Source organism: Xanthomonas translucens pv. undulosa (assembly GCF_017301775.1).
Classification (GTDB): domain Bacteria; phylum Pseudomonadota; class Gammaproteobacteria; order Xanthomonadales; family Xanthomonadaceae; genus Xanthomonas_A; species Xanthomonas_A translucens.
In genome coordinates this window covers 3,408,398-3,427,163 of record NZ_CP063993.1, presented here as the reverse complement: position 1 = coordinate 3,427,163, position 18,766 = coordinate 3,408,398, and the positions used below count along the sequence as shown (strand labels likewise).

15 protein-coding genes and 4 pseudogenes are annotated in these 18,766 nt (G+C 68.8%); 6 read left to right on the top strand and 13 right to left on the bottom strand.

All coding sequences use genetic code 11. The annotated features are described in order from the left end of the window. Positions 1-98 precede the first annotated feature (98 nt). Positions 99-1,524 (bottom strand): annotated as a pseudogene (locus tag ISN38_RS14515) (Oar protein); the annotation flags it as partial. A 22-nt stretch (positions 1,525-1,546) separates the two neighbouring features. Continuing rightward, positions 1,547-2,257, bottom strand: a pseudogene (locus tag ISN38_RS20950) (carboxypeptidase-like regulatory domain-containing protein); the annotation flags it as partial. Between ISN38_RS20950 and ISN38_RS20610 the strand changes: the two are divergent. The 5 genes and pseudogenes from ISN38_RS20610 to ISN38_RS14495 all read left to right on the top strand — a co-directional run bounded on the left by ISN38_RS20610 (position 2,192) and on the right by ISN38_RS14495 (position 6,175). Beyond that, a complete protein-coding gene (locus ISN38_RS20610) occupies positions 2,192-2,326 on the top strand; it encodes a hypothetical protein (protein WP_256046134.1) in 135 nt (44 codons plus the stop codon). The pseudogene ISN38_RS20950 and the gene ISN38_RS20610 sit on opposite strands and share 66 nt — an antisense overlap. Positions 2,327-2,579: 253 nt before the next feature. Then, positions 2,580-3,872, top strand: coding sequence for a glutamate-1-semialdehyde 2,1-aminomutase (gene hemL / locus ISN38_RS14510; RefSeq protein WP_003473319.1), 1,293 nt, complete (start codon positions 2,580-2,582; stop codon positions 3,870-3,872). Positions 3,873-4,092: 220 nt separating this feature from the next. After that, the gene (locus tag ISN38_RS14505; RefSeq protein ID WP_003473321.1) at positions 4,093-4,332 is read left to right on the top strand and encodes a hypothetical protein; all 240 of its coding nucleotides are present in this window, start codon (positions 4,093-4,095) and stop codon (positions 4,330-4,332) included. A gap of 77 nt (positions 4,333-4,409) precedes the next feature. Beyond that, a pseudogene (locus tag ISN38_RS20440) lies at positions 4,410-4,871 on the top strand (helix-turn-helix transcriptional regulator); the annotation flags it as partial. A 332-nt stretch (positions 4,872-5,203) separates the two neighbouring features. After that, positions 5,204-6,175: an IS110 family RNA-guided transposase gene (locus tag ISN38_RS14495; RefSeq protein ID WP_047324345.1), complete on the top strand. Its 972-nt coding sequence runs from the start codon at positions 5,204-5,206 to the stop codon at positions 6,173-6,175. Positions 6,176-6,274: 99 nt separating this feature from the next. Here the strand turns inward: ISN38_RS14495 and azu are convergent, their stop codons facing one another. The 9 genes and pseudogenes from azu to ISN38_RS14450 all read right to left on the bottom strand — a co-directional run bounded on the left by azu (position 6,275) and on the right by ISN38_RS14450 (position 13,706). Beyond that, positions 6,275-6,628, bottom strand: coding sequence for an azurin (gene azu / locus ISN38_RS14490; protein WP_038237153.1), 354 nt, complete (start codon positions 6,626-6,628; stop codon positions 6,275-6,277). Positions 6,629-6,636: 8 nt separating this feature from the next. Beyond that, on the bottom strand, positions 6,637-7,146 hold the full coding sequence (locus ISN38_RS14485) for a RidA family protein (protein WP_003467349.1): 510 nt from the start codon (positions 7,144-7,146) through the stop codon (positions 6,637-6,639). A gap of 44 nt (positions 7,147-7,190) precedes the next feature. Then, entirely contained in the window at positions 7,191-7,559 is a 369-nt protein-coding gene (locus tag ISN38_RS20435; protein WP_047325665.1) for a c-type cytochrome, read from the bottom strand. A gap of 36 nt (positions 7,560-7,595) precedes the next feature. Further along, a pseudogene (locus ISN38_RS20430) lies at positions 7,596-8,496 on the bottom strand (flavin monoamine oxidase family protein); the annotation flags it as partial. Between the two features lie 27 nt (positions 8,497-8,523). After that, positions 8,524-9,756, bottom strand: a complete 1,233-nt coding sequence (locus tag ISN38_RS14470; RefSeq protein WP_003467347.1) for an acetylornithine transaminase — start codon at positions 9,754-9,756, stop codon at positions 8,524-8,526. Between the two features lie 261 nt (positions 9,757-10,017). Beyond that, positions 10,018-10,440 carry a VOC family protein gene (locus tag ISN38_RS14465; RefSeq protein ID WP_003467345.1) on the bottom strand — a complete coding sequence of 141 codons (423 nt, stop codon included), beginning with the start codon at positions 10,438-10,440 and terminating at the stop codon, positions 10,018-10,020. A 149-nt stretch (positions 10,441-10,589) separates the two neighbouring features. Continuing rightward, on the bottom strand, positions 10,590-11,750 hold the full coding sequence (locus tag ISN38_RS14460; RefSeq protein ID WP_038237146.1) for an ROK family transcriptional regulator: 1,161 nt from the start codon (positions 11,748-11,750) through the stop codon (positions 10,590-10,592). 334 nt (positions 11,751-12,084) lie between these two features. Continuing rightward, the gene (locus ISN38_RS14455; protein ID WP_003467341.1) at positions 12,085-12,900 is read right to left on the bottom strand and encodes an SDR family oxidoreductase; all 816 of its coding nucleotides are present in this window, start codon (positions 12,898-12,900) and stop codon (positions 12,085-12,087) included. 131 nt (positions 12,901-13,031) lie between these two features. After that, complete coding sequence (locus ISN38_RS14450) at positions 13,032-13,706, bottom strand: serine/threonine-protein kinase (RefSeq protein WP_003467339.1); 675 nt, start codon at positions 13,704-13,706, stop codon at positions 13,032-13,034. 48 nt (positions 13,707-13,754) lie between these two features. On the opposite strand from ISN38_RS14450, the gene ISN38_RS14445 reads away from it, so the two are divergent. Then, positions 13,755-15,770, top strand: coding sequence for a bifunctional DedA family/phosphatase PAP2 family protein (locus ISN38_RS14445; RefSeq protein ID WP_003467337.1), 2,016 nt, complete (start codon positions 13,755-13,757; stop codon positions 15,768-15,770). A gap of 204 nt (positions 15,771-15,974) precedes the next feature. Here the strand turns inward: ISN38_RS14445 and ISN38_RS14440 are convergent, their stop codons facing one another. Next, positions 15,975-16,559 carry an LON peptidase substrate-binding domain-containing protein gene (locus ISN38_RS14440; RefSeq protein WP_003467335.1) on the bottom strand — a complete coding sequence of 195 codons (585 nt, stop codon included), beginning with the start codon at positions 16,557-16,559 and terminating at the stop codon, positions 15,975-15,977. A gap of 28 nt (positions 16,560-16,587) precedes the next feature. Further along, the gene (gene mpl, locus ISN38_RS14435; protein ID WP_003467333.1) at positions 16,588-18,033 is read right to left on the bottom strand and encodes a UDP-N-acetylmuramate:L-alanyl-gamma-D-glutamyl-meso-diaminopimelate ligase; all 1,446 of its coding nucleotides are present in this window, start codon (positions 18,031-18,033) and stop codon (positions 16,588-16,590) included. Positions 18,034-18,766: the final 733 nt, after the last annotated feature.

The window sequence follows — 18,766 nt, the reverse complement described above, 5'->3', positions numbered from 1 at the left end:
GCGGACGGGCGCAGCCTCGTGCACCCAAACTCCGCGAGACGCTTCGCGTCGTACCCTCACCCCAACCCCTCTTCCGATGGGAGAGCCCCGTGCCTTGCTCAGAAGTCGTAGCTCAGCGTCACCCGCGCCGAGCGTGGCGCCTGGTAGGCCACCGCCTGATTCCATAGCGGATTGACTTGACCCTGTTTCAATTCGGAAAACGGATAGACGTTGGTCACCATCTGCCGGTTGGTGACGTTGAACTCGTCCAGGCTCAGCGCCAGTTTGCCTTCGGCGAACGTCCGGCTTGTAGGTCAGGCCCAGGTCGAGCTGCGCCATTCAGCCCAGATTGCCGTGCGATCCCGGCGGCGGCGCCTCGCCGCGGCCGGTGGCCGGGTTGTAGAAGAAGTGGGACGGGCCGCCGGTGATACTGGAATTGGCATAGCCAGCCGGGTCGCGGTCGCTGGCATCGTAGTTGCTGCCATAGTAGTAGCCCAGGCACGGCCGTGGTGCGCCGGAGATCAGGCTCAGGCTCAGGTTCGCGGACGTGCCCCATTCCTCGGTCAGCTGGTAGAAGCCGTACGCCTTGAACTGATGGCGGCAGTCGTTGGACTGATTGCCGTTGAAGTTCTCCATCAGCGCCGCGTGGTCCCAGCTCTGCATGGTCGAGGTCGCCGCCTGGCCCTGGTAGCTGCCCAGCGCGCCGCCGGTGCGCCACAGGTCCGAACGCAGCTGGCCTTCGGTGGTGCCGTAGTTGTGCGACCACACATAGCTCATCTTGCTGTACCAGCGGCCGTCGAACGGGCGCCCCGGATTGAATTCCAACGCCGAATAGCGGCGCTTGAATTCGGGGTAGCCGCCCTGCTCGCGGGTCACGGTCAACGCATGCACCTGGCCGTCGGTCCCGATCACCCGGTAGGTATTGGTCTTGCCCGGGTTGACCAGCGCCGCGCTGGCGTTCTTGGTCCAGTCGATGTCCACGCCTGCCGCGGCCACCAGGCCCACGTTGGAGTTGTGGAGGTTGGTGTCGTCGATGCCGTCGTTGAGCCGGCGGTGGGTGCCGCGCACCCCGAACACCCAGTCGTTCGGCAACACCGTGGTGAAGCCGAGGTTGTCGATGCCGGCATCGATGCTGTGCGCGCCGAGCCGCTAGTTGAGGTTGAGGCGCAGATTGTCCTTCTTGTACTGGCGGTCCGGGTCGGTGATCGAAACCACTCTCTGCGTATTGGTGATCCGCGTGCCGCCGGTATAGGCCGGATTCTGGTTGGCGACGCGATCGAGATACGGGCCGTTGGCGGCGTCGTAGCCGATCGCGGTGAGCTTGTTGAGCAGGCGCTCCTTGCCGTACAGCGCGGTCAGGGTGAGGTTGTCGCCGAAATAGCCGGTGTACTTGCCCAGCAACAGGGTCGGGCCGAACGCGTTCTTGGCTTCGCGGCCCACATAGCTGCCGACCTGGCGATTGACGTAGCCGTCGCCATAGATGGTGCCGTTGGTGCGCGCCTTGTCCTGCGCGCCGGTGAATTCGAGCAGGTGGTTGTCGCTGATCCCAGTACACACTGTCCTTGCGGAAATACAGATCGCTTTGCCGGGCGCTGAGGCTGTCCGGCTGGCAGATCATTGCCGCGCCGAAGTGCCACTCGTTGCTGCCGCGCTTGCCGACCTGGCTGATCACGCCGTTGGAACGGCCGTATTGCGCGCCGTAGCCGCCGGTGAAGATTTCCTGCTGGTCGATCGCGCCGTACGGCAGGGTCAGCCCGCCCAGGCTGCTGGCCGGATCGGTGGTGTTGAAGCCGTTGAGGTAATAGGCGTTCTCGCTCGCCGCCGAGCCGCCGAAGCTGGCCAGCGAACCGCCTAACCGACCGTTGTCGTAGCCGCCGCTGTTGGCGACCACGCCCGGCGCCAACAAGGCGATGGCCTCGGCGCTGCGGCCCAGCGGCAGCACCGCCAATTGCTCGGCGGTGATCACGGTGCGGCTGTCGACGCTGGCCACGTTGCTGGCCAACAGGCTGATGTTTTCGCGCGTCTCCACCACCTGGCCGTCGCGCTTGAGCGCGACCGTGTAGGTGCCCAGCGGCAAGTTGCCCTGCGCATAGCGCCCGCGTTCGTCCACCTTGGCCTCACGGCTGAAGCCGCTGGTATTGGTGATCAGCACGCTACTCTCGCCGGCGCCGGGCGGCACGCTGCCGACGATGCTGCCGGTGGTGGACTGCGCATGGCCATTGCCGGCGGCAAGCGCCAACGCGAGCGCCAAGACGCTCTTGCGGATCGTACGGTGCATGCTCTCTCCCCGAAGATGAAGATCGTTGGCAACCAAACAAAAAAATTCAGGCGCGGCGCCAATGGCTGATGGCGCGCCCCGCGCCCCACCCTGTGCAAACTGCGTCCACTGCACGGCCGCTCGCCGTCGGCGATCGGGCCGTACGCCCCTGGACGTTCCGATACTAGGCAGCGGATCACACGACGCAGCCGGTCGCGGCGGGTAGGTGCGCGGCGGGTGGGTAGGTGCGCAACATGGCACGTGCAGGCGGCAGCCGCGACAATAGACGGCATCGCTCCGCGCCCGGCCCATCGGCCCGGCCAACTCGCCAAGGATGTCCACCATGAACCATTCCCGCTCGCATGCCCTCTTCGCCCAGGCGCAGGCGCTGATCCCCGGCGGCGTCAACTCGCCGGTCCGCGCCTTCAAATCGGTGGGCGGCGAACCGTTCTTCGTGCAACGCGCCGACGGCCCCTACCTGTACGACGTGGACGGCAACCGCTACATCGACTACGTCGGCTCGTGGGGGCCGATGATCGCCGGGCACAACCACCCGGCGGTGCGCGAGGCGGTGCAGCGCGCGATCGGCGATGGCCTGTCGTTCGGCGCGCCGTGCGCGGCCGAAGTGACGATGGCCGAAACCATCACCCGCCTGGTGCCCTCGTGCGCGATGGTGCGCATGGTCAACTCCGGTACCGAGGCGACCCTGTCGGCGGTGCGCCTGGCGCGCGGCGCCACCGGGCGCAGCCGCATCGTCAAGTTCGAGGGCTGCTACCACGGCCACGGCGACTCGTTCCTGGTCAAGGCCGGCAGCGGCATGCTGACCCTGGGCGTGCCGACCTCGCCAGGCGTGCCGGCGGGCCTGAGCGAACTCACCGCCACGCTGAGCTACAACGACGTCGACGGCGCTACCGCGCTGTTCGACGCGATCGGCAGCGAGATCGCCGCGGTCATCATCGAGCCGGTGGTCGGCAACGCCAATTGCATCGCGCCGCGCGAAGGCTACCTGCAGCACCTGCGCGCGCTGTGCACGCGGCATGGTGCGCTGCTGATCTTCGACGAGGTGATGACCGGCTTCCGCGTCGCCCTGGGCGGCGCGCAGGCGCATTACGGCGTGGTCCCGGACCTGACCACCTTCGGCAAGATCATCGGCGGCGGCATGCCGGTCGGCGCCTACGGCGGCCGCGCCGACCTGATGCGGCAGATCGCGCCGTCCGGGCCGATCTACCAGGCCGGCACGCTCAGCGGCAATCCGGTGGCGATGGCCGCCGGCCTGGCGATGCTGGAACTGGTGCAGGCGCCGGGCTTCCACCAGCGCCTGGACGCGGCCGCCGCCGCGCTGTGCATCGGGCTGGAGCAGGCCGCCGCCGCCGCCGGCGTGGCGGTCACCACCAACCAGGTCGGGGCGATGTTCGGGCTGTTCTTCACTGCGGAGAAGGTCGAAACCTACGCCCAGGCCACCGCCTGCGACACCGCTGCGTTCAACCGCTTCTTCCACGCCATGCTGGAGCGCGGCGTGTTCCTGGCGCCGTCGGCGTACGAGGCCGGCTTCCTCTCCAGCGCCCACGACCAGGGCGTGCTGGACGCCACGCTGTCCGCGGCGCGCGAGGCGTTCGCGGTGGTCGCCGCCGGCTAAACGGAAACCGGGAACCGGTCGCGGCTTTGCTTTTGTCTCGGCCGTGTCATCAGTTCGACGTGCACGGCCAACGGACGGCCGCAGGGCGGGGGGTCTTGGAATCGGCACGGTGCACACGCTTTCCGCGATCTGCGCGGCAAGCCGGCGCGCGTCCGGCTGCGTACCGTCACCCGAGCCGCCAAAGGGCGCGAGGGCGACCGCTGCAGACATCCATGGCGACATGCTCAAGCCTGTCATGCTGTTGAATCCGCGTTCCCTTGCGACCGTGCACGACAGCCCGGCCGTGCCTGACTGGGTGCTGGCCGACACACTGGCGCCGCCGCGCTCGCGCGTGGCCACGGTGCCGCGCGACGCCTTGCTGCAGCACCTGGACCGCGCCGCCGAGCTGCCGCTGACCCTGCTGCTGGCGCCGCCCGGTTTCGGCAAGACCACCTTGCCAGTAAGCTCGACGAGGTGGTGACACGGTTGGTCGAACATGCCGGCGGCCAGCTGCACCTGCTGCTGGCGACACGGCTGGACCTGCTCGACCATATCGACCGCATCGCGCTGATACTGCACGACCGCGGCGAATCCGCCGCCGCCCGGCCCTATATGCGTCACGCGCTGCAGCACGTGGTCAGCACCCAGGCCTGGCAATGCGTGCTGGAACTGGGCGTACCGGGCAAGGCGCTGCTGCGCATGGCGCGCCAGCGCGATCGGCAGGCGGCGCCGAACACCACGCTGGCGATGACCATCCAGGCGCTGCTCGACAAGCTGCGCCACGACCAGGACAGCGGCGCCGACCTGTTCAGCGAACGCGAAGTGCTGGCGCTGCTCGCGCAGGGCGACGCCAACAAGCAGATCGCGCGGTGCCTGGCGCTGTCGGAAAACACGGTCAAGTTCCACTTGAAGAATCTGTACCGCAAGCTGGAAGCCGGCACCCGCGAGGCGGCGCTGGCCAGCGCGCTGCAACGCGGATTGCTGCAGCGCGCGGCGCCGCCGGATTGCGCACTGGAGTGAGCGTGGCGAATCGCCGTCGCAGTCCTGTAGGAGCGACTTCAGTCGCGACATGGCCTTGCCGGAGAGTGCCTGTCGCGGCTGAAGCCGCTCCTTGTATCTGGACATAGGGCCCCTACGGCGTTATGTCTTCCGACTGATCATCGGAGGAGGTGCCGGAAGTCCAGTCGCTCCTGAAGCTTCGAGCTTGTGCTGTAGATCGGCTCCCGCCCTCCGTTTGCTGGCCCACGATGTCCGTACGGTATCCAGAGTCCGCCGCTGGCGTGAACTCGCATCCACAAGGCAGGACCGGGCGCAGCGATGATCGTGTTCACCCCACGATGGAGGAATCGCTCATGTCCCCAGTCGTCGGCATCGACGTCGCCAAACGCAGTTTCGACCTGGCTATCGACCTGGCCAACAGCAAGTACCGCACCAAGGCCAAGCTCCCCAACGATCCGAAGGGCTTTCAGATCCTGCAGACGTGGCTGCAAACCCATGCGCAGGCGGACAGCTGGATCGTGATGGAAGCCACCGGCACCTACCACGAGGCCCTGGCCGAGTTCGTGTATGGGTTGGGATACCGCGTGTGCGTGCTCAATCCGGCGCAGATGGCGCTGTATGCACGCAGCCAGCTAACCCGGGTCAAGACCGACCGCAGCGATGCCAAGCTGATCGCCAGCTACGGCCAGCGCCATGCGGCCCAGCTGCGGCCCTGGCAGCCCGATCCGCCGGCGCTCAAGCGGCTCAAGGCGCTGGTGCGGCGCCGGGACGACCTGTTGCAGATGCTGCAGATGGAGCGCAACCGCTTAGACGTCGCAGCACTGGTGGTGCGCGACTCGCTCCTGGAGAACATCGGCCAGTTGCAGGCGCGCATCGCGCAGATCGAACGGGCCATCGACGACCAGATCGATCAGGACCCCACCTTGCGTGGGCAGCGCGAACTGCTGGTGAGCATCGACGGGATCGCCGGCACCAGCGCGGCGTTGATGCTGGCGGAACTGGGCAATGTGGAGCGCTTCGCCCATGCCTCGGCAGTGACCGCCTTTGCCGGGCTCAACCCCCGGCTGCAGGAGTCCGGCAAGCGTCAGGGCCAGGTCTGCATCTCCCGCACCGGCTCCCCGCGCCTGCGCGCCGGCCTGTTCCTGCCGGCCTTGGTCGCCATGACCCACAACCCAGTCGTCCGTGCGCTGAAGCAGCGCATGCGCGAGCGTGGCAAGGCCAACAAGCAGATCATCTGCGCCGCCATGCGCAAGCTGCTGCACATCGCCTACGGCGTGCTCAAATCACGCACGCCCTTCGATCCTCAAAAGACCCTTGTCTGTTAGGGAGGAAGACGGTATCTACAGCTGGGTTCGGCACTGAAGCAAGCCGAAGCCTGCGGCGGGATCATGTTCGGAAGCATCCGCAGCACGATGCGGCACGACTCAGCCGAACACGAACTTGCCCTTCATCATCGCCCAGTGTCCGGGGAACGAGCAGAAGAACGTGTAGTCGGCGCCCTTGCTCAGCTTGGCGGTGGAGAACGTGACCATGTCCGATTGCCCGGCACCGATCACCTTGGTGGGCGCGATGATCCGCGCATCGTTCTTGGGCAGGGAGTTGTCAGCCAGGCTGGAACTGGTGCCGGCATTGGCCACCGCCTGGAAATCCGCAGTCTTGGCCAACACCCAGTTGTGGCCCATCACCGCAGCAGTCAGCTTGCCGCTGTGCTTGCGAGTCCTGAGAAACATGCGGCGCGAACACGATAGCTGCTGCATCGCGGACTGCTTAGAAGACATGGCGAAAATCACGGGCGCACGGCGACCACTTCGATCTCGATGCGGTACGGCGGATTGCCCAGCGCAGCGATCTGGAACGCCGAGCGCGACGGCAGATTGGGCTGCGCGGGCGTGCCGAAGAACTGCCGGTAACCCTCCATGAACCCGGCGAAATCCATCTTCCCGCCCAGCGCCGGACCGCCGACCAGGAACGCCGGCATCTTGACCACGTCGCGCATGCCCAGGCCCATGCCTTGCAGCTGCGCCTGGATCTGCAATAGCACGCTCACCGTCTGCGCCTTGGTGTCGCCGTAGGCGGCAGGCGAATCCTTCGGCGTGTTCGCATCGATCGGCCGCGGCACCGCGCCGCTGAGATAGACCGTGGTCTTGCCCGCCGGGATCTCCACCGCCGCGGAAATCGGGAAATCGCTGTTGGGAATCTTGTGGCGCACGACTTCGGCGGCGCCGGCCAGGGCGGGCACCCACACCGCGGCGCACAGGCCGGCACGGAGCGAGCGGGAAACGAACGAACGGCGCATACAGCACTCCTCGCGATTGAAAAGGGAATGAAACCGGTCATTGCTCAGTGCCGCAGCGTGCGCACCTCGTCGGCGCTGAGCGTGCCGGGATAGTCGTTGCCGAACTGGCTGCGCACGTAGTGCACGACCTCGGCGACCTGCTGGTCGTTGAGCATGCCGGCGAAACCGGGCATGCCGCCACGGCCGTCGAGCACTATCATCGCCACGTACGGCGCCGCGGCCAGCTTGGGGTTGCCGGCTAGCGCCGGATACTCGCCGCCGCCGCGCGCGCCGTGCCCGCCGGGCATGTGGCAGCTCTGGCAGATCGCCGCGTACACCGTGGCGCCGGAGGCGGCGGCGAACGCGGCCTGCGGATACAGCGGCGTGGCATCGGAACTCTGCGCCGCGGCCGGACCGATCGCCGGCGGCAGCATCAGCGCCAGCAGCGCGGCGGCGAACGCCGCGGCGAGATGCAGCTGCGTGCCGTATTCCAGCGCCTTGGCCACGCGCTGCGGCGGCGTCATCGAAGTGAAGTCGAACGCCTCCAGCCCCCACACGTAGGCCCCAAGCAACACGCCCTTGCCGGCGCTCTGGAAGCCCGTGCTCGGATAGCTGATCAGGGTGATCGGCAGGTCGGTGTAGCTGATGCCGCCGTAGATCGCCTCGTCCTCTTCCCAGAAGCGGCGCTTGAACTGCAGCCTCACCTTCACCGACGCCGCATACGGCACTTGGCCGATCGCCGCGGCCATCTTCTCGACTACCGCGAGCGGAATGCGGCTGAGGATCGACAGCGGGATCGTGCACACGCACCAATCGGCTTTCGCCAGCTGCTAGGGGCCGTTGCCGTCCTGGTAGGCGACGCTGACCCCGTGCGCGAACGCCTTGCCGATCTGGTCCATGCCGCCGACCGGCTAGAACATCGCGGTCTGCATTTCATAGTTGTTGCCCACCGCCAGCGTGGTCCACAACCGCGAGCGCAGGATGTCCTGGGTACTGAACGGCGTTGAGAACTTCGGCTTGCGCGACAGGCCGCCGCCGGGATATTTGGCGAAGCCGCGGCGCTCGCTGCTCTCGCGGCCTTTGACATAACCGAAGTCCCTGTCCAGCGCGTCCCGGTTGCGCGGCGACTCGAGCGCGCTGCACCTGCGCATCCAGCGCGCCCTGACGAGTGCTCTTGGCCAACAGTTCGGCCACGTCGGCGTCGATGTCGCGGAAGCGCTGCGGCGTGCCGCCGACCCCCTCGCGGCGATGCAGCAACGCGTTGAAGTTGACCTGCACGAACGGTTCCAGCGCCACCCCGAACTGCTTGCAGTAGGACAGCACCGCCTTGTGGTGATGCGGGATGCGCCACGGGCCGGGATTGAGGTACAGGCAAACCGAAACTATCCAGAAACCGACTCAACGCTTCCCGACATAATCCTGCAGCGCAGCCCGCAACCGCCTCAGCCCCTCCCCCATCTCCTGATCGGTGATATTCAACGAAGGCACGAAGCGCAACACATCCGGCCCGGCCTGCAACGTCAACACCCCATGCGCAGCGGCGTGATCGAGGATCGTCCCCACCTGCCCCGCATGCGCCTGATTCAGCACCGCGCCCAGCATCAGGCCACGCCCCCGTACCTGCGAAAACAGCATGAACTCATCGTTGAGCGCGGCCAGCCCCTGCCGCAGCGCCGCCGCCTGCCGCGACACGTTCGCCGCGATCGGCGCCGATGCCAGCTTGCGCAGCGCCACCCGCGCCACCGCCGCGGCCAGCGGATTGCCGCCGAAGGTGCTGCCATGCGCGCCGAACTGCATCGTCTCGGCGACCTTCGGCCCGGCCAGCAGCGCGCCGATCGGGAAACCGCCGCCCAGCGCCTTGGCCAGCGTCACGATGTCCGGCGTCACCTCGTCCTGCCAGTGCGCGAACAGCGTGCCGGTGCGGCCCATGCCGCACTGGATCTCGTCCAGCAGCAACAGCGCACCATGGTGGTCGCACAGCGCGCGCACCTGCGCCAGGAAGCCCGGCGCGGCCGGCATCACCCCGCCCTCGCCCTGCACCGGCTCGAGCATCACCGCGGCCACGTCGCCGGCCGCCATCGCGGTTTCCAACTGCACGATGTCGTTGAAATCCACATAGCGGAAGCCGCCGGGCAACGGCTCGTAGCCTTCCTGGTACTTCGGCTGCGCGGTGGCGGTGACCGCGGCCAGGGTGCGGCCGTGGAAACTGCCGCGGAAGGTGACGATGACCCGCCGGTCCGGCGCACGGCCCTGGCTGGCGGCCCACTTGCGCACCAGCTTGATCGCCGCCTCGTTGGCCTCGCTGCCGGAGTTGCACAGGAACGCCCTGCGCGCGAAGCGCGAGGCGCCGACCAATTCCTCGGCCAGGCGCAGCGGCGGCTCGCTGTAGAACACGTTGCTGGTGTGCCACAGCTTGCCAGCCTGCTCGATCAGCGCCGCCGTCAGCTCCGGATCGTTGTGGCCGAGCCCGCACACGGCGATGCCGGCGGACAGGTCGATGTAGTCGCGGCCTTCGCTGTCCCACACCTTGGCGCCCTGGCCGCGCTCCAGCACCAGCTGGCGCGGGCGGTAGATCGGCAGGTAGTAGTGCTGGCCGAGGGCGAGCAGGTCCGCGGCGGAGGAAGCGGTCATCAAAGGGATTCCTGGGTAGACAGCGCACGAGTATAAGACCGCTGCGCGGCGTGCCGCGCGCGTCCCAGGCATTGCGCGACGGCCGCGGCAACCTGCGGGGTTGCCTCTGTTGGATGTCGCCGGCCTCACCCACTACGAGGGCGTGCGCCCACCCGCAGGCGGGGCGCCGCAAACGACGCGTACCGCGACTGCGCAACACGCGTCGGTTCAGCCGAAAACAGGCCGCCGCGTGCCGTGCATCCGGCGCGCGGCGGCAGCGAATCACCACACGCCGGTGTTCGGCATCGACGCCCACGGCTCCGCCGGGGCCAGCGCCTCGCCCTTCTGCAGCAACTCGATCGAGATCAGATCCGGGCTGCGCACGAAGGCCATGCGCCCGTCGCGCGGCGGACGGTTGATGACGACGCCCTGCGCCTGCAGATGCGCACACAGCGCGTAGATGTCGTCGACCTCGAACGCCAGGTGGCCGAAGTTGCGGGCGCTGCCGTAGTCCTCGTCCGAGCCCCAGTTGTAGGTCAGCTCGACTTCGGCCTGCGGGTTCTCCGGCGCGCCGAAGTACACCAGGGTGAACTTGCCGGCTTCGTTGTCGATGCGCCGGGTCTCGCTCAGGCCCAGACCCTCGGTGAAAAATGTGCTGGTCTTCTCCAGATCGTGAACGCGGATCATGGCGTGCAGGTATTTCATCGCGGCAACTCCAGTGGATGGCGGAAACGGGCAGGACCGCGACGCGCCGCGACACGCGGCCGCGCCGTCCTTGCACAGGCGCACAGGGTAGCGCCCGCGGCGTGCAGGCGCGGGCAAGCCGCGCACGCGGCCATGGGCGGTGCGCCAGCTCAGCGGAAGTAGCAGGCCTTCAACGGCAGCGTGGCCGCGCCGACCGCGCTGGCGTCGGCCATCGCCGCCGCCGGCAGCAACACCGGCAGCGGCCGCGACTGGCCGCGGCGCGGCGGGTCGACGATGCGCAGTCGCGGGATCAGGCGCAGCGCCAAGTCGCGCGGCAGGCGCCCGCCGAACACCACCGCCTGCGGATCGAACACGGCGCTGATCGCCGCGACGATCAACGACAGGCCCGGCACCGCGCGCGCGATCCAGCGCTCGATGGCCGGCCAGGCCGGGTCGTAGGCGGCCACCAGCGCGCTGACGTCGGCCAGCATCACCCCGTCCTCGATCAGCATCTGCCGCAACAGTTCCAGCGTGGCGCGCTCCAGGCCCTGCCCCGGCAACATGCCGGCGAACTCGCCGGCGTTGCCGTGCGCGCCGCGCAGGCAGGTGCCGTCGATCACGATGCCGCCGCCGAGGCCGTAGCTGAAATACAGGTAGGCGAAATCGCGGTACTGCCGGCCGACCCCGAGCAGGCTCTCACCGACCGCGGCGACGCTGCCGTCGTTGTCGACCCAGACCGGCAGGCCCAGCGCCTCGGCCAGCCAGTCGCCGATAGACAGTTCGCCCAGCGCGCGCAGCGGATCGGGCGGATTGATGCGCTTGGCACCCTCGACGAAGAACCCGGTCATCGCCACACCCGCACCCAGCCGTGGCCCGAGTCCGTGTCCGGCCGCGGCCAGCAATGCCGCGCCGGCCTCGCGCAGCTGCGCCAGCAACGCCGCCGGCTCGGTCGAGCGCAGCGGATGCTCGGCACTGGCGCGGACCTGGCCGCTGAAGTCCAGCAGCGCCAGCGACAAGGCATCGGTGGCGATCGAGTAGCCGACGGTATGGCCGTGGGCGGGATTGAGCGCGATCGCCGCACCGGGCTTGCCGCGGCCGCCGTGCGCCAGCGAGGCGCCGATCAGCACCAACCCGCGCTCGGCCAGGCCATCAATCAGGCGCACCGCCGACTGCACGGTCAGCCCGGTGATGCGGCTGAGATCGGCGCGGGTGACGGTGCCGAACAGGCGCAGGCTGTCGAGCATGCACCGCTCGTTGTCGCTGAGATCGGCATGCGTGGCGTGGACGGGGCGGGAAGCGCGCGGCAGCGAGACGGCGACAGGAGCTGGCATGAACAAGAGTCGGACGAAGATCGGAAAAGCATATGGAGCAATGGTAAAATATTTAATTCACCTTTAGTTAGTGCGCTCCAGACCATGCCTCATCGACATCATGGGCGCGTGCAGTGGCCGACGGCCATGGTGGACCGCTGCCCTCCCACCTCACTTCCGCCGCGGCACGTCCCGTAGCCGGCCGCACATCCTGCCGAGCAACACGGTGATTTGCCACGACCGCTGCAGGGAGAATTTCCGCACTGCAGACGGGTTCGGGGCTGGAGTCCTCCTCCAGGCGAGCGCAACACCAAACGCAGCGTCACCGCTGCGACCGGCCCACTGCGCTACCCACTCAATCCAGGAACAGATCCGGCAACAACGGCTGCGTCGGATCCAGCGCGTAGCCGGACAGGTCGATCACGCCGGCCGCGGCCAGCACCTCGTCGTCGATCAGGAACTGCCCATGGAACCCGGCCGCGCTGCGGGTGAGCACCGCATGCGCCGCGTCGGCCATGATCTGCGGACGCCGGCCGTTGCGTGCATCGACGCCCGGGATCATGTTCAGCGCTTCGGTGGCGATCAGCGTGCGCGGCCACAGCGCATTGACCGCCACGCCTTGCGGGCCGAATTCGCCGGCCAGGCCCAGGGTCACCAAGCTCATGCCCATCTTGGCCAGCGTGTAGCCGGTATGCGGCGCCCACCATTTCGGATCCAGCGACGGCGGCGGCGCCAGGCTCAGGATGTGCGGATTGACGCTGCGCAGCAGATGCGGCAGACAAGCCTGCGCGCACAGGAAACTGCCGCGCGCATTGACCTGCTGCATCAGGTCGAAGCGTTTCATCGGCGTGTCCAGCGCGCCCCGCAGCCAGATCGCGCTGGCATTGTTGACCAGGATATCGATGCCGCCGAACGCATCGACCGTCGCCGCCACCGCCGCACGCACCTGTTCTTCCTCGCGGATGTCGCACTTCAGCGCCAGCGCGCGGCCGCCGGCCGCCTCGACCGCCGCCGCCGCGCTGTGGATGGTGCCGGGCAACTTCGGATTGGGTACCGCCGACTTGGCCGCGATCGCCACATTGGCGCCATCGCGCGCCGCCCGCAGCGCGATCGCCAGACCGATCCCGCGCGAGGCGCCGGTGATGAACAGGGTTTTGCCGGTTAGGTTCACGGGACTCGGGACTCGGGACTCGGGACTCGGGACTGACAACAGCTTAGCCCCACTGAGCCGCAGACACCCCAAATCCGCTTTTCCGAGTCCCGAGTCCCGAGTCCCGAGTCCCGAGTGCTGGGTCCCGGCACTCAGGGCTTCGGCCCCTGCCCCTCATTGTCTTCCCACTTGAGCAGGCGCCGGGTCACGAAGCGGTACACCGGCTTGCCGGTGGCGAACCACAGTGCGCGCACCCAGGAGTGGCGCTTGAGCAGGCGCCGTTCGATCGGGGTCAGGGCGTGCAGGCAGTACATGCGCTTGTGCTTGAGCAGGTGGCGCAGGTCCTCGCGCGCCAGCAGCCGCATCCAGCGCGAGCGCGGCGCGCCGCGCACCGCCAGCTGGAAGTCGATCAGCGCCGGGCTGCCGTCCTCCAGCACCAGCCAGTTGGCTTCCTTGGCCAGATCGTTGTGCGCCACGCCGCGCCGGTGCACCTGTTGCAGCAGGCGCCGCGCGGCGCGGAAATAGGCCAGGTCGCCGCGCGGCGGGCGCTGGTACATCGCATCCCCGGCCAGGTAGCTGCGGTCAAGGAAGGTGCCGTCCCAGCCGCGCAGCTGCGGCGTCGCCGCCATGCCGGCCAGCTGCCGCAACGCCAGCGCCTCGCGCCGCGCCAGCCACCAGGCCGGCAGGCGCAGCCACCATGGCGCGGCGGTCAGGTCGCGGCGCACGAACACGCGCTGGCCGTGGCCGTCGGCCTCGCGCACCAGCAGGATGCGGCCGAAGCTGTCGGCCTTGAGGATCTGGGTGGAAGTGGCCGGCGCGCGTGTCATCCGTCCAGTTTAAGCGGAACGCCATCCGCGCCCACTTATACTGCCGGCATGAATGCATCATGGATCGACGCCACGCTGGAGTGGATCGCAGCGCATCCCATCCTGGCCGGTGCGGTCATCTTTGCGATCGCGTTCTGCGACGCGGTGATCGTGCTCGGCACCATCGTGCCGGCGCTGCCGCTGCTGTTCGCGATCGGCGTGCTGATCGGACTCGGCCAGATCTCCGGGCCGTACGCGGTGGTCAGCGCCGCGCTCGGCGCGCTGGCCGGCGACGCGCTGAGCTACTGGGTCGGGCATCGCTGGGGCCACCAGCTGCGCAACTACTGGCCGTTCCGGCGCTACCCGCAGTTGCTCGACCGCGGCGAGACGATGTTCCGCCGCAATGCCTTCAAGAGCATCCTGGTGGCGCGCTACGTCGGTGCGATCCGCCCGTTCGTGCCGGCCGTGGCGGGGATGATGAAGATGCCGCTGCGCCGCTACTTCGTCGCCAGCGGCGTCGCCGCGGTGACCTGGGCGCTGCTGTTCCTGGGCCCGGGCTGGCTGCTCGGCCAGGCCTACGACGCGGTGGCCGCGGTCGCCGGGCGCCTGTTCCTGGTGCTGGGCCTGCTGGTGCTGGCGCTGGGTCTGGTCTGGGCGATCGTGCTGTACGGCTATCGCTGGTCGGCCGGGCACATGGACGCGCTGCTGGCGCGCGGCCTGGACTGGTCGCGCCGGCACCCGGTGCTGGGCCGCTACTCGATCGCCGTCTTCGACCCGCTGCGGCGCGAGTCGGTGCCGCTGGCGATGCTGGCGGTGATGCTGCTGGCGCTGGGCTGGGGCTGGTTCGCGCTGCTGATGGTGGTGGTCGGCCACGGCGAGCCGCTGCGGCTGGACCTGGCGGTGCACGACCTGATGCTGGCGCTGCGCAATCCGCTGGCCGACTACCCGATGACTGCGCTGGCCTCGCTGGGCGACTGGCAGGTGCTGGTGCCGGCCACCGCGCTCGGCCTGGGCTACCTGATCTGGCGCCGGCGCTGGATGGCCGCCGCGCACTGGCTGGCGGCGCTGGCCTTCGGCCTGGCCCTGACCAAGCTGCTCGGCACCACCGTGCACGTGGTACGCCCGCCGGCCGCCAGCAGCGGCTTCGGCTTCCCGTCGGTGGCGGTGACCATGGCCACCATCAGCTTCGGCTTCTTCGCGGTGCTGATCGCGCGCGAGCTGCCCGGGCGCTCGCGGGTGTGGCCGTACCTGCTGTCGGGCGTGGTGGTGACCCTGATCGGCTTCGCGCGCCTGTACCTGGGCGCGCACTGGCTCAGCGACGTGATCGGCGGCATGCTGTTCGGCATCTTCTGGCTGCTGGTGCTGGGCATCGCCTACCGCCGCCGCTTCAACCGCGCGTTCTGGATGAAGCCGCTGGCCTGGCTGTTCTATGGCGGCTTCGTCGCCGCGGCGCTGTGGTACGCGCCGCGCGATCTGGAGCGCAAGCTGGCCAAATTCGAACCGCCGCCGCCGGTGCTGATGGATCTGACCGCCAGCGCGTGGTGGCAGGACGAATGGCGGCTACTGCCGTCGCGGCGCAACGAATTCGACGACGACCAGCGCTGGCCGCTGGACCTGCAGGTGGCCGGGCCGCTGGCGCCGCTGCAGCGCCAGCTCGAAGCCGCCGGCTGGCGCGTGCAACCGCAGGCCGGCTGGCAGCAGGCCCTGCAACTACTCGACTACAAGACCCAGGCCGAACGCGTCCCGGTGCTGCCGGCGACGCTGGACACCCGCGTGGAATCGCTGCTGATGCTGCGCAGCGGCCCACGCCCCGGCGAGTTGTACGCGCTGCGCCTGTGGCCGGCGCCGGCGCGGCTGCAACCGGGCAACGTGCCGCTGTGGCTGGGCAGCGCGCAGAGCCTGCGCTACGAACGCCACGTCAACCTGATCGGCCTGTGGCGCCCGCTGCGCGGCGCCGATCCGGCGCTCAACGCGGTCACCGATGCGCTGCACGCCCTGCCCACGCGCAGGGACATGCATCGTCCCTCGCAGGTGCCGGTGCTGCTGGTGCGCAGCGAGGGCGCGGCGCCGGCAGAAGCTCGGTAACCCATCCGATTCAGCGCTCTACCACAGCATCATTGGGTAGCGAAGCAATGTAGAAGCGGCTTCAGCCGCGACAGGTTTCATCGGTAAAGCCTGTCGCGGCGGGAGCTACTCCTGCTGGTGCTGGATCGTGCATTGAGGCATCCGCAATGGCAGCGTTGCCACGGAGCCGTGGCCGTGAGCGACGGCTCCTGCGACTCCCGATCCTCAGGGAATCCACCCCAGCAACTGCTCCAGCCGCTCGTGCGGATCGTCTTCCTGCAGCAGCGCCAGGCGCTGGCGCTCGTGCAGCGGCAGCAGTTCGGCCAGGCGCCAGCCGACCCAGGCGGCCTGGTCGAGCAGGCGCGGGCCGGCCACCGGAAACACCTCGGCGGCCTGGTCGAGGATGCTGTCCAGCACGACCGACAACAGCGCGTGCTGCGGCTGCAGTTCGTCGTCCTCGTCCGGCTCGCGCCAGTGCACCTCGGCGACCACCAGGCCATTGTCGCGGACCCGGCTGCGCAGCACGTGGAAGCGGCGTTCGCCGCGCAGGCTCAGCACCAGCACGCCGTCGGCGCCGACGTCGAAATCGACGATGCGCGCCTCGGTACCGTACGCGGCCGGCAGCGCCGGCGCGCCGGTCTCGCTGCCTTCCAGGATCAGGCACACGCCGAAGCCGCCGCCGCTGCGGCCACACTCGCGCACCAGGTCCAGGTAGCGGCGTTCGAACACGCGCAGCTTGATCGACGCCCCTGGCAGCAGCACCGCATGCAGGGGGAACAGCGGCAGCGTGCTGCGCTCGTCTTCGCTCATGCGCGCGCTCCACAGTGCGTCATCGCGTTCATTGCAGCGCCGCCAGGAAGCGCCGCGGCGCGCTATCGAAGCCGCCGTTGGACATGAACACCACATGGTCGCCGGCACGCGCCTGCGCCTGCAGCGCCGCCAGCAGCACGTCCACGTCCGCCGCGGCACAGGCCTGGCCGCGCAGCGCGGCGATCACCTTGCCGGCGTCCCAGGCCAGCTCCGGCCGCTGCAGGAACACCACCGCATCGGCGGCGTCCAGCGCCGGCGCCAGCGCGTCGGCATGCGCACCCAGGCGCATCGAATTGCTGCGCGGCTCCATCGCCACCACGATACGCGCCGTACCGACCCTGGCGCGCAGGCCCTCCAGGGTGGTGCGGATCGCAGTGGGGTGATGCGCGAAGTCGTCGTAGACGGTGATGCCCTGCGCCTGACCGAGCACTTCCAGGCGCCGCTTGACGCTGCGGAACTGCGCCAGCGCCGGCATCACCTGCGCCGGCGCCACACCGACCGCATGCGCCGCGGCCAGCGCCGCCAGCGCGTTCATCACGTTGTGCCGGCCGAGCAGCGGCCAGCGCACTTCGCCCAGTTCCTGGCCGTGATGCAGCACCGCGAAATGGCTACCGTCGGCCGCCAGCGGGCGCGCGCTCCATTCGAACGCAGGATCGAAGCCGAAACGCTCCACCGGCGTCCAGCAACCCATCGCCAGCACCTCGCGCAGATGCGCGTCCTCGCCGTTGACGATCAGCCGCCCGCGCCGCGGCACGGTGCGGACCAGGTGATGGAACTGGCGCTGGATCGCGGCCACATCGGGGAAGATGTCGGCGTGGTCGTATTCGAGATTGTTGAGGATTGCCACCAGCGGACGGTAGTGCACGAACTTGCTGCGCTTGTCGAAGAACGCGGTGTCGTACTCGTCGGCTTCGACCACGAACAGTGGCCGCTCGGCCGCGCGCGCAGTGTCCTGCGCAGCAGCGCCGCCAGCGACCGCCTGTGCCGGGCCGCGCGCGCCGCCGGACGCGGACGCCTTGCCGCCCAGACGCGCGGACACGCCGAAATCCTCGGCCACGCCGCCGATCAGGAAGCCCGGCTCACGGCCGGCCGCCTGCAGCAGCCAGGTCAGGATGCTGGTGGTGGTGGTCTTACCATGGGTGCCGGCCACCGCCAGCGTGTCGCGCCCGGGCAGCACCCGCTCGCTCAGCCATTGCGCGCCGGAGGTGTAGGCACGACCGGCATCCAGCACCGCCTCGACCGCGGCATTGCCGCGCGACAGCGCATTGCCGACGATCACCTGCGCGCAGTCGGCGCCAATATGCTCGGGCAGGTAGCCCTGCTGCAGCGCGATGCCGAGGTGTTCCAGTTGCGTGGACATCGGCGGGTAAATCGCCTGGTCGCTGCCTTCGACCTCATGGCCGAGTTCGCGCGCCAGCGCGGCGACCCCCCCCATGAACGTACCGGCGATGCCGAGAATGTGGATCTTGCTCATGGGCCGATTGTCGCCGATCCCCCGGCGTGCGCAAACCGGCGCGCAGCGGCGGCCGGCCCGCGGCGCGGTGCCATCGAAGGATGAGCTGCCCTCGTTCCGCCCTTGAAACGGCGACCAAGCCAAATAGGAAATCCCCCACAGACGCTGAAGAAAACTTCCCGATAGGCAAGTCGGGGCCGACATCGAAAATGAACGCGCCAGCCGCAGCATCCCTACGGCCCTACTCCCCAAGAGGCCATTCCCAAGAGAGCTCATGCTGTGGGGCCTTGAACAAGCCCGTTCGCTGGCACCTGACGATTCTCGGCTTGCCGCCGCGTCGCGCGCGGCGGCAGGCGTGGTTTGGCCTTGCCCACCGTGGGCGGCGGATGCGGTCGCATCCTTGCGCAGAACGCGGCTCGCTGCCCGCTTGGCGCGAACGCGCGGAAGGCGGAGTCCGCCACCGACCCGGCAGGCTCAAGCCCTGTAGGCAGTCAGCATGCTTGCCTCACGTCCTTCGCTTTTGCAGGAGCGGTTTCAACCGCGACCAACACGACGACGAAAATGCCGGCTGCGGGTGCGGTCGGGGCCGAAGTCCCTCCCACAAGAGGCCTGGCAACTCCGCGGCGCCGGTGGAACCCTTGTGGGAGCGACTATCAGTGGCGACGAACGCAGCGGCGAGCCTTCCGGCTTCGGGCGTTGTCGCGGCTGAATCCGCTCCTACAGTGCGCCCGGCACGATGCCCGCGAGCCTGCGA

Excerpts from the sequence above, each read along its gene's own strand:
- hemL (WP_003473319.1), top strand. The coding sequence starts at position 2,580 with ATGAACCATTCCCGCTCGCATGCCCTCTTCGCCCAGGCGCAGGCGCTG.
- ISN38_RS14445 (WP_003467337.1), top strand. The coding sequence starts at position 13,755 with ATGAATGCATCATGGATCGACGCCACGCTGGAGTGGATCGCAGCGCAT.
- ISN38_RS20610 (WP_256046134.1), top strand. The coding sequence starts at position 2,192 with ATGGCCATTGCCGGCGGCAAGCGCCAACGCGAGCGCCAAGACGCTCTT.
- ISN38_RS14470 (WP_003467347.1), bottom strand. The coding sequence starts at position 9,756 with ATGACCGCTTCCTCCGCCGCGGACCTGCTCGCCCTCGGCCAGCACTAC.
- ISN38_RS20435 (WP_047325665.1), bottom strand. The coding sequence starts at position 7,559 with ATGCTGCCGCCGGCGATCGGTCCGGCCGCGGCGCAGAGTTCCGATGCC.
- ISN38_RS14505 (WP_003473321.1), top strand. The coding sequence starts at position 4,093 with ATGCTCAAGCCTGTCATGCTGTTGAATCCGCGTTCCCTTGCGACCGTG.
- ISN38_RS14460 (WP_038237146.1), bottom strand. The coding sequence starts at position 11,750 with ATGCCAGCTCCTGTCGCCGTCTCGCTGCCGCGCGCTTCCCGCCCCGTC.
- ISN38_RS14495 (WP_047324345.1), top strand. The coding sequence starts at position 5,204 with ATGTCCCCAGTCGTCGGCATCGACGTCGCCAAACGCAGTTTCGACCTG.
- ISN38_RS14440 (WP_003467335.1), bottom strand. The coding sequence starts at position 16,559 with ATGAGCGAAGACGAGCGCAGCACGCTGCCGCTGTTCCCCCTGCATGCG.
- azu (WP_038237153.1), bottom strand. The coding sequence starts at position 6,628 with ATGTCTTCTAAGCAGTCCGCGATGCAGCAGCTATCGTGTTCGCGCCGC.
- ISN38_RS14450 (WP_003467339.1), bottom strand. The coding sequence starts at position 13,706 with ATGACACGCGCGCCGGCCACTTCCACCCAGATCCTCAAGGCCGACAGC.
- ISN38_RS14485 (WP_003467349.1), bottom strand. The coding sequence starts at position 7,146 with ATGCGCCGTTCGTTCGTTTCCCGCTCGCTCCGTGCCGGCCTGTGCGCC.
- mpl (WP_003467333.1), bottom strand. The coding sequence starts at position 18,033 with ATGAGCAAGATCCACATTCTCGGCATCGCCGGTACGTTCATGGGGGGG.
- ISN38_RS14465 (WP_003467345.1), bottom strand. The coding sequence starts at position 10,440 with ATGAAATACCTGCACGCCATGATCCGCGTTCACGATCTGGAGAAGACC.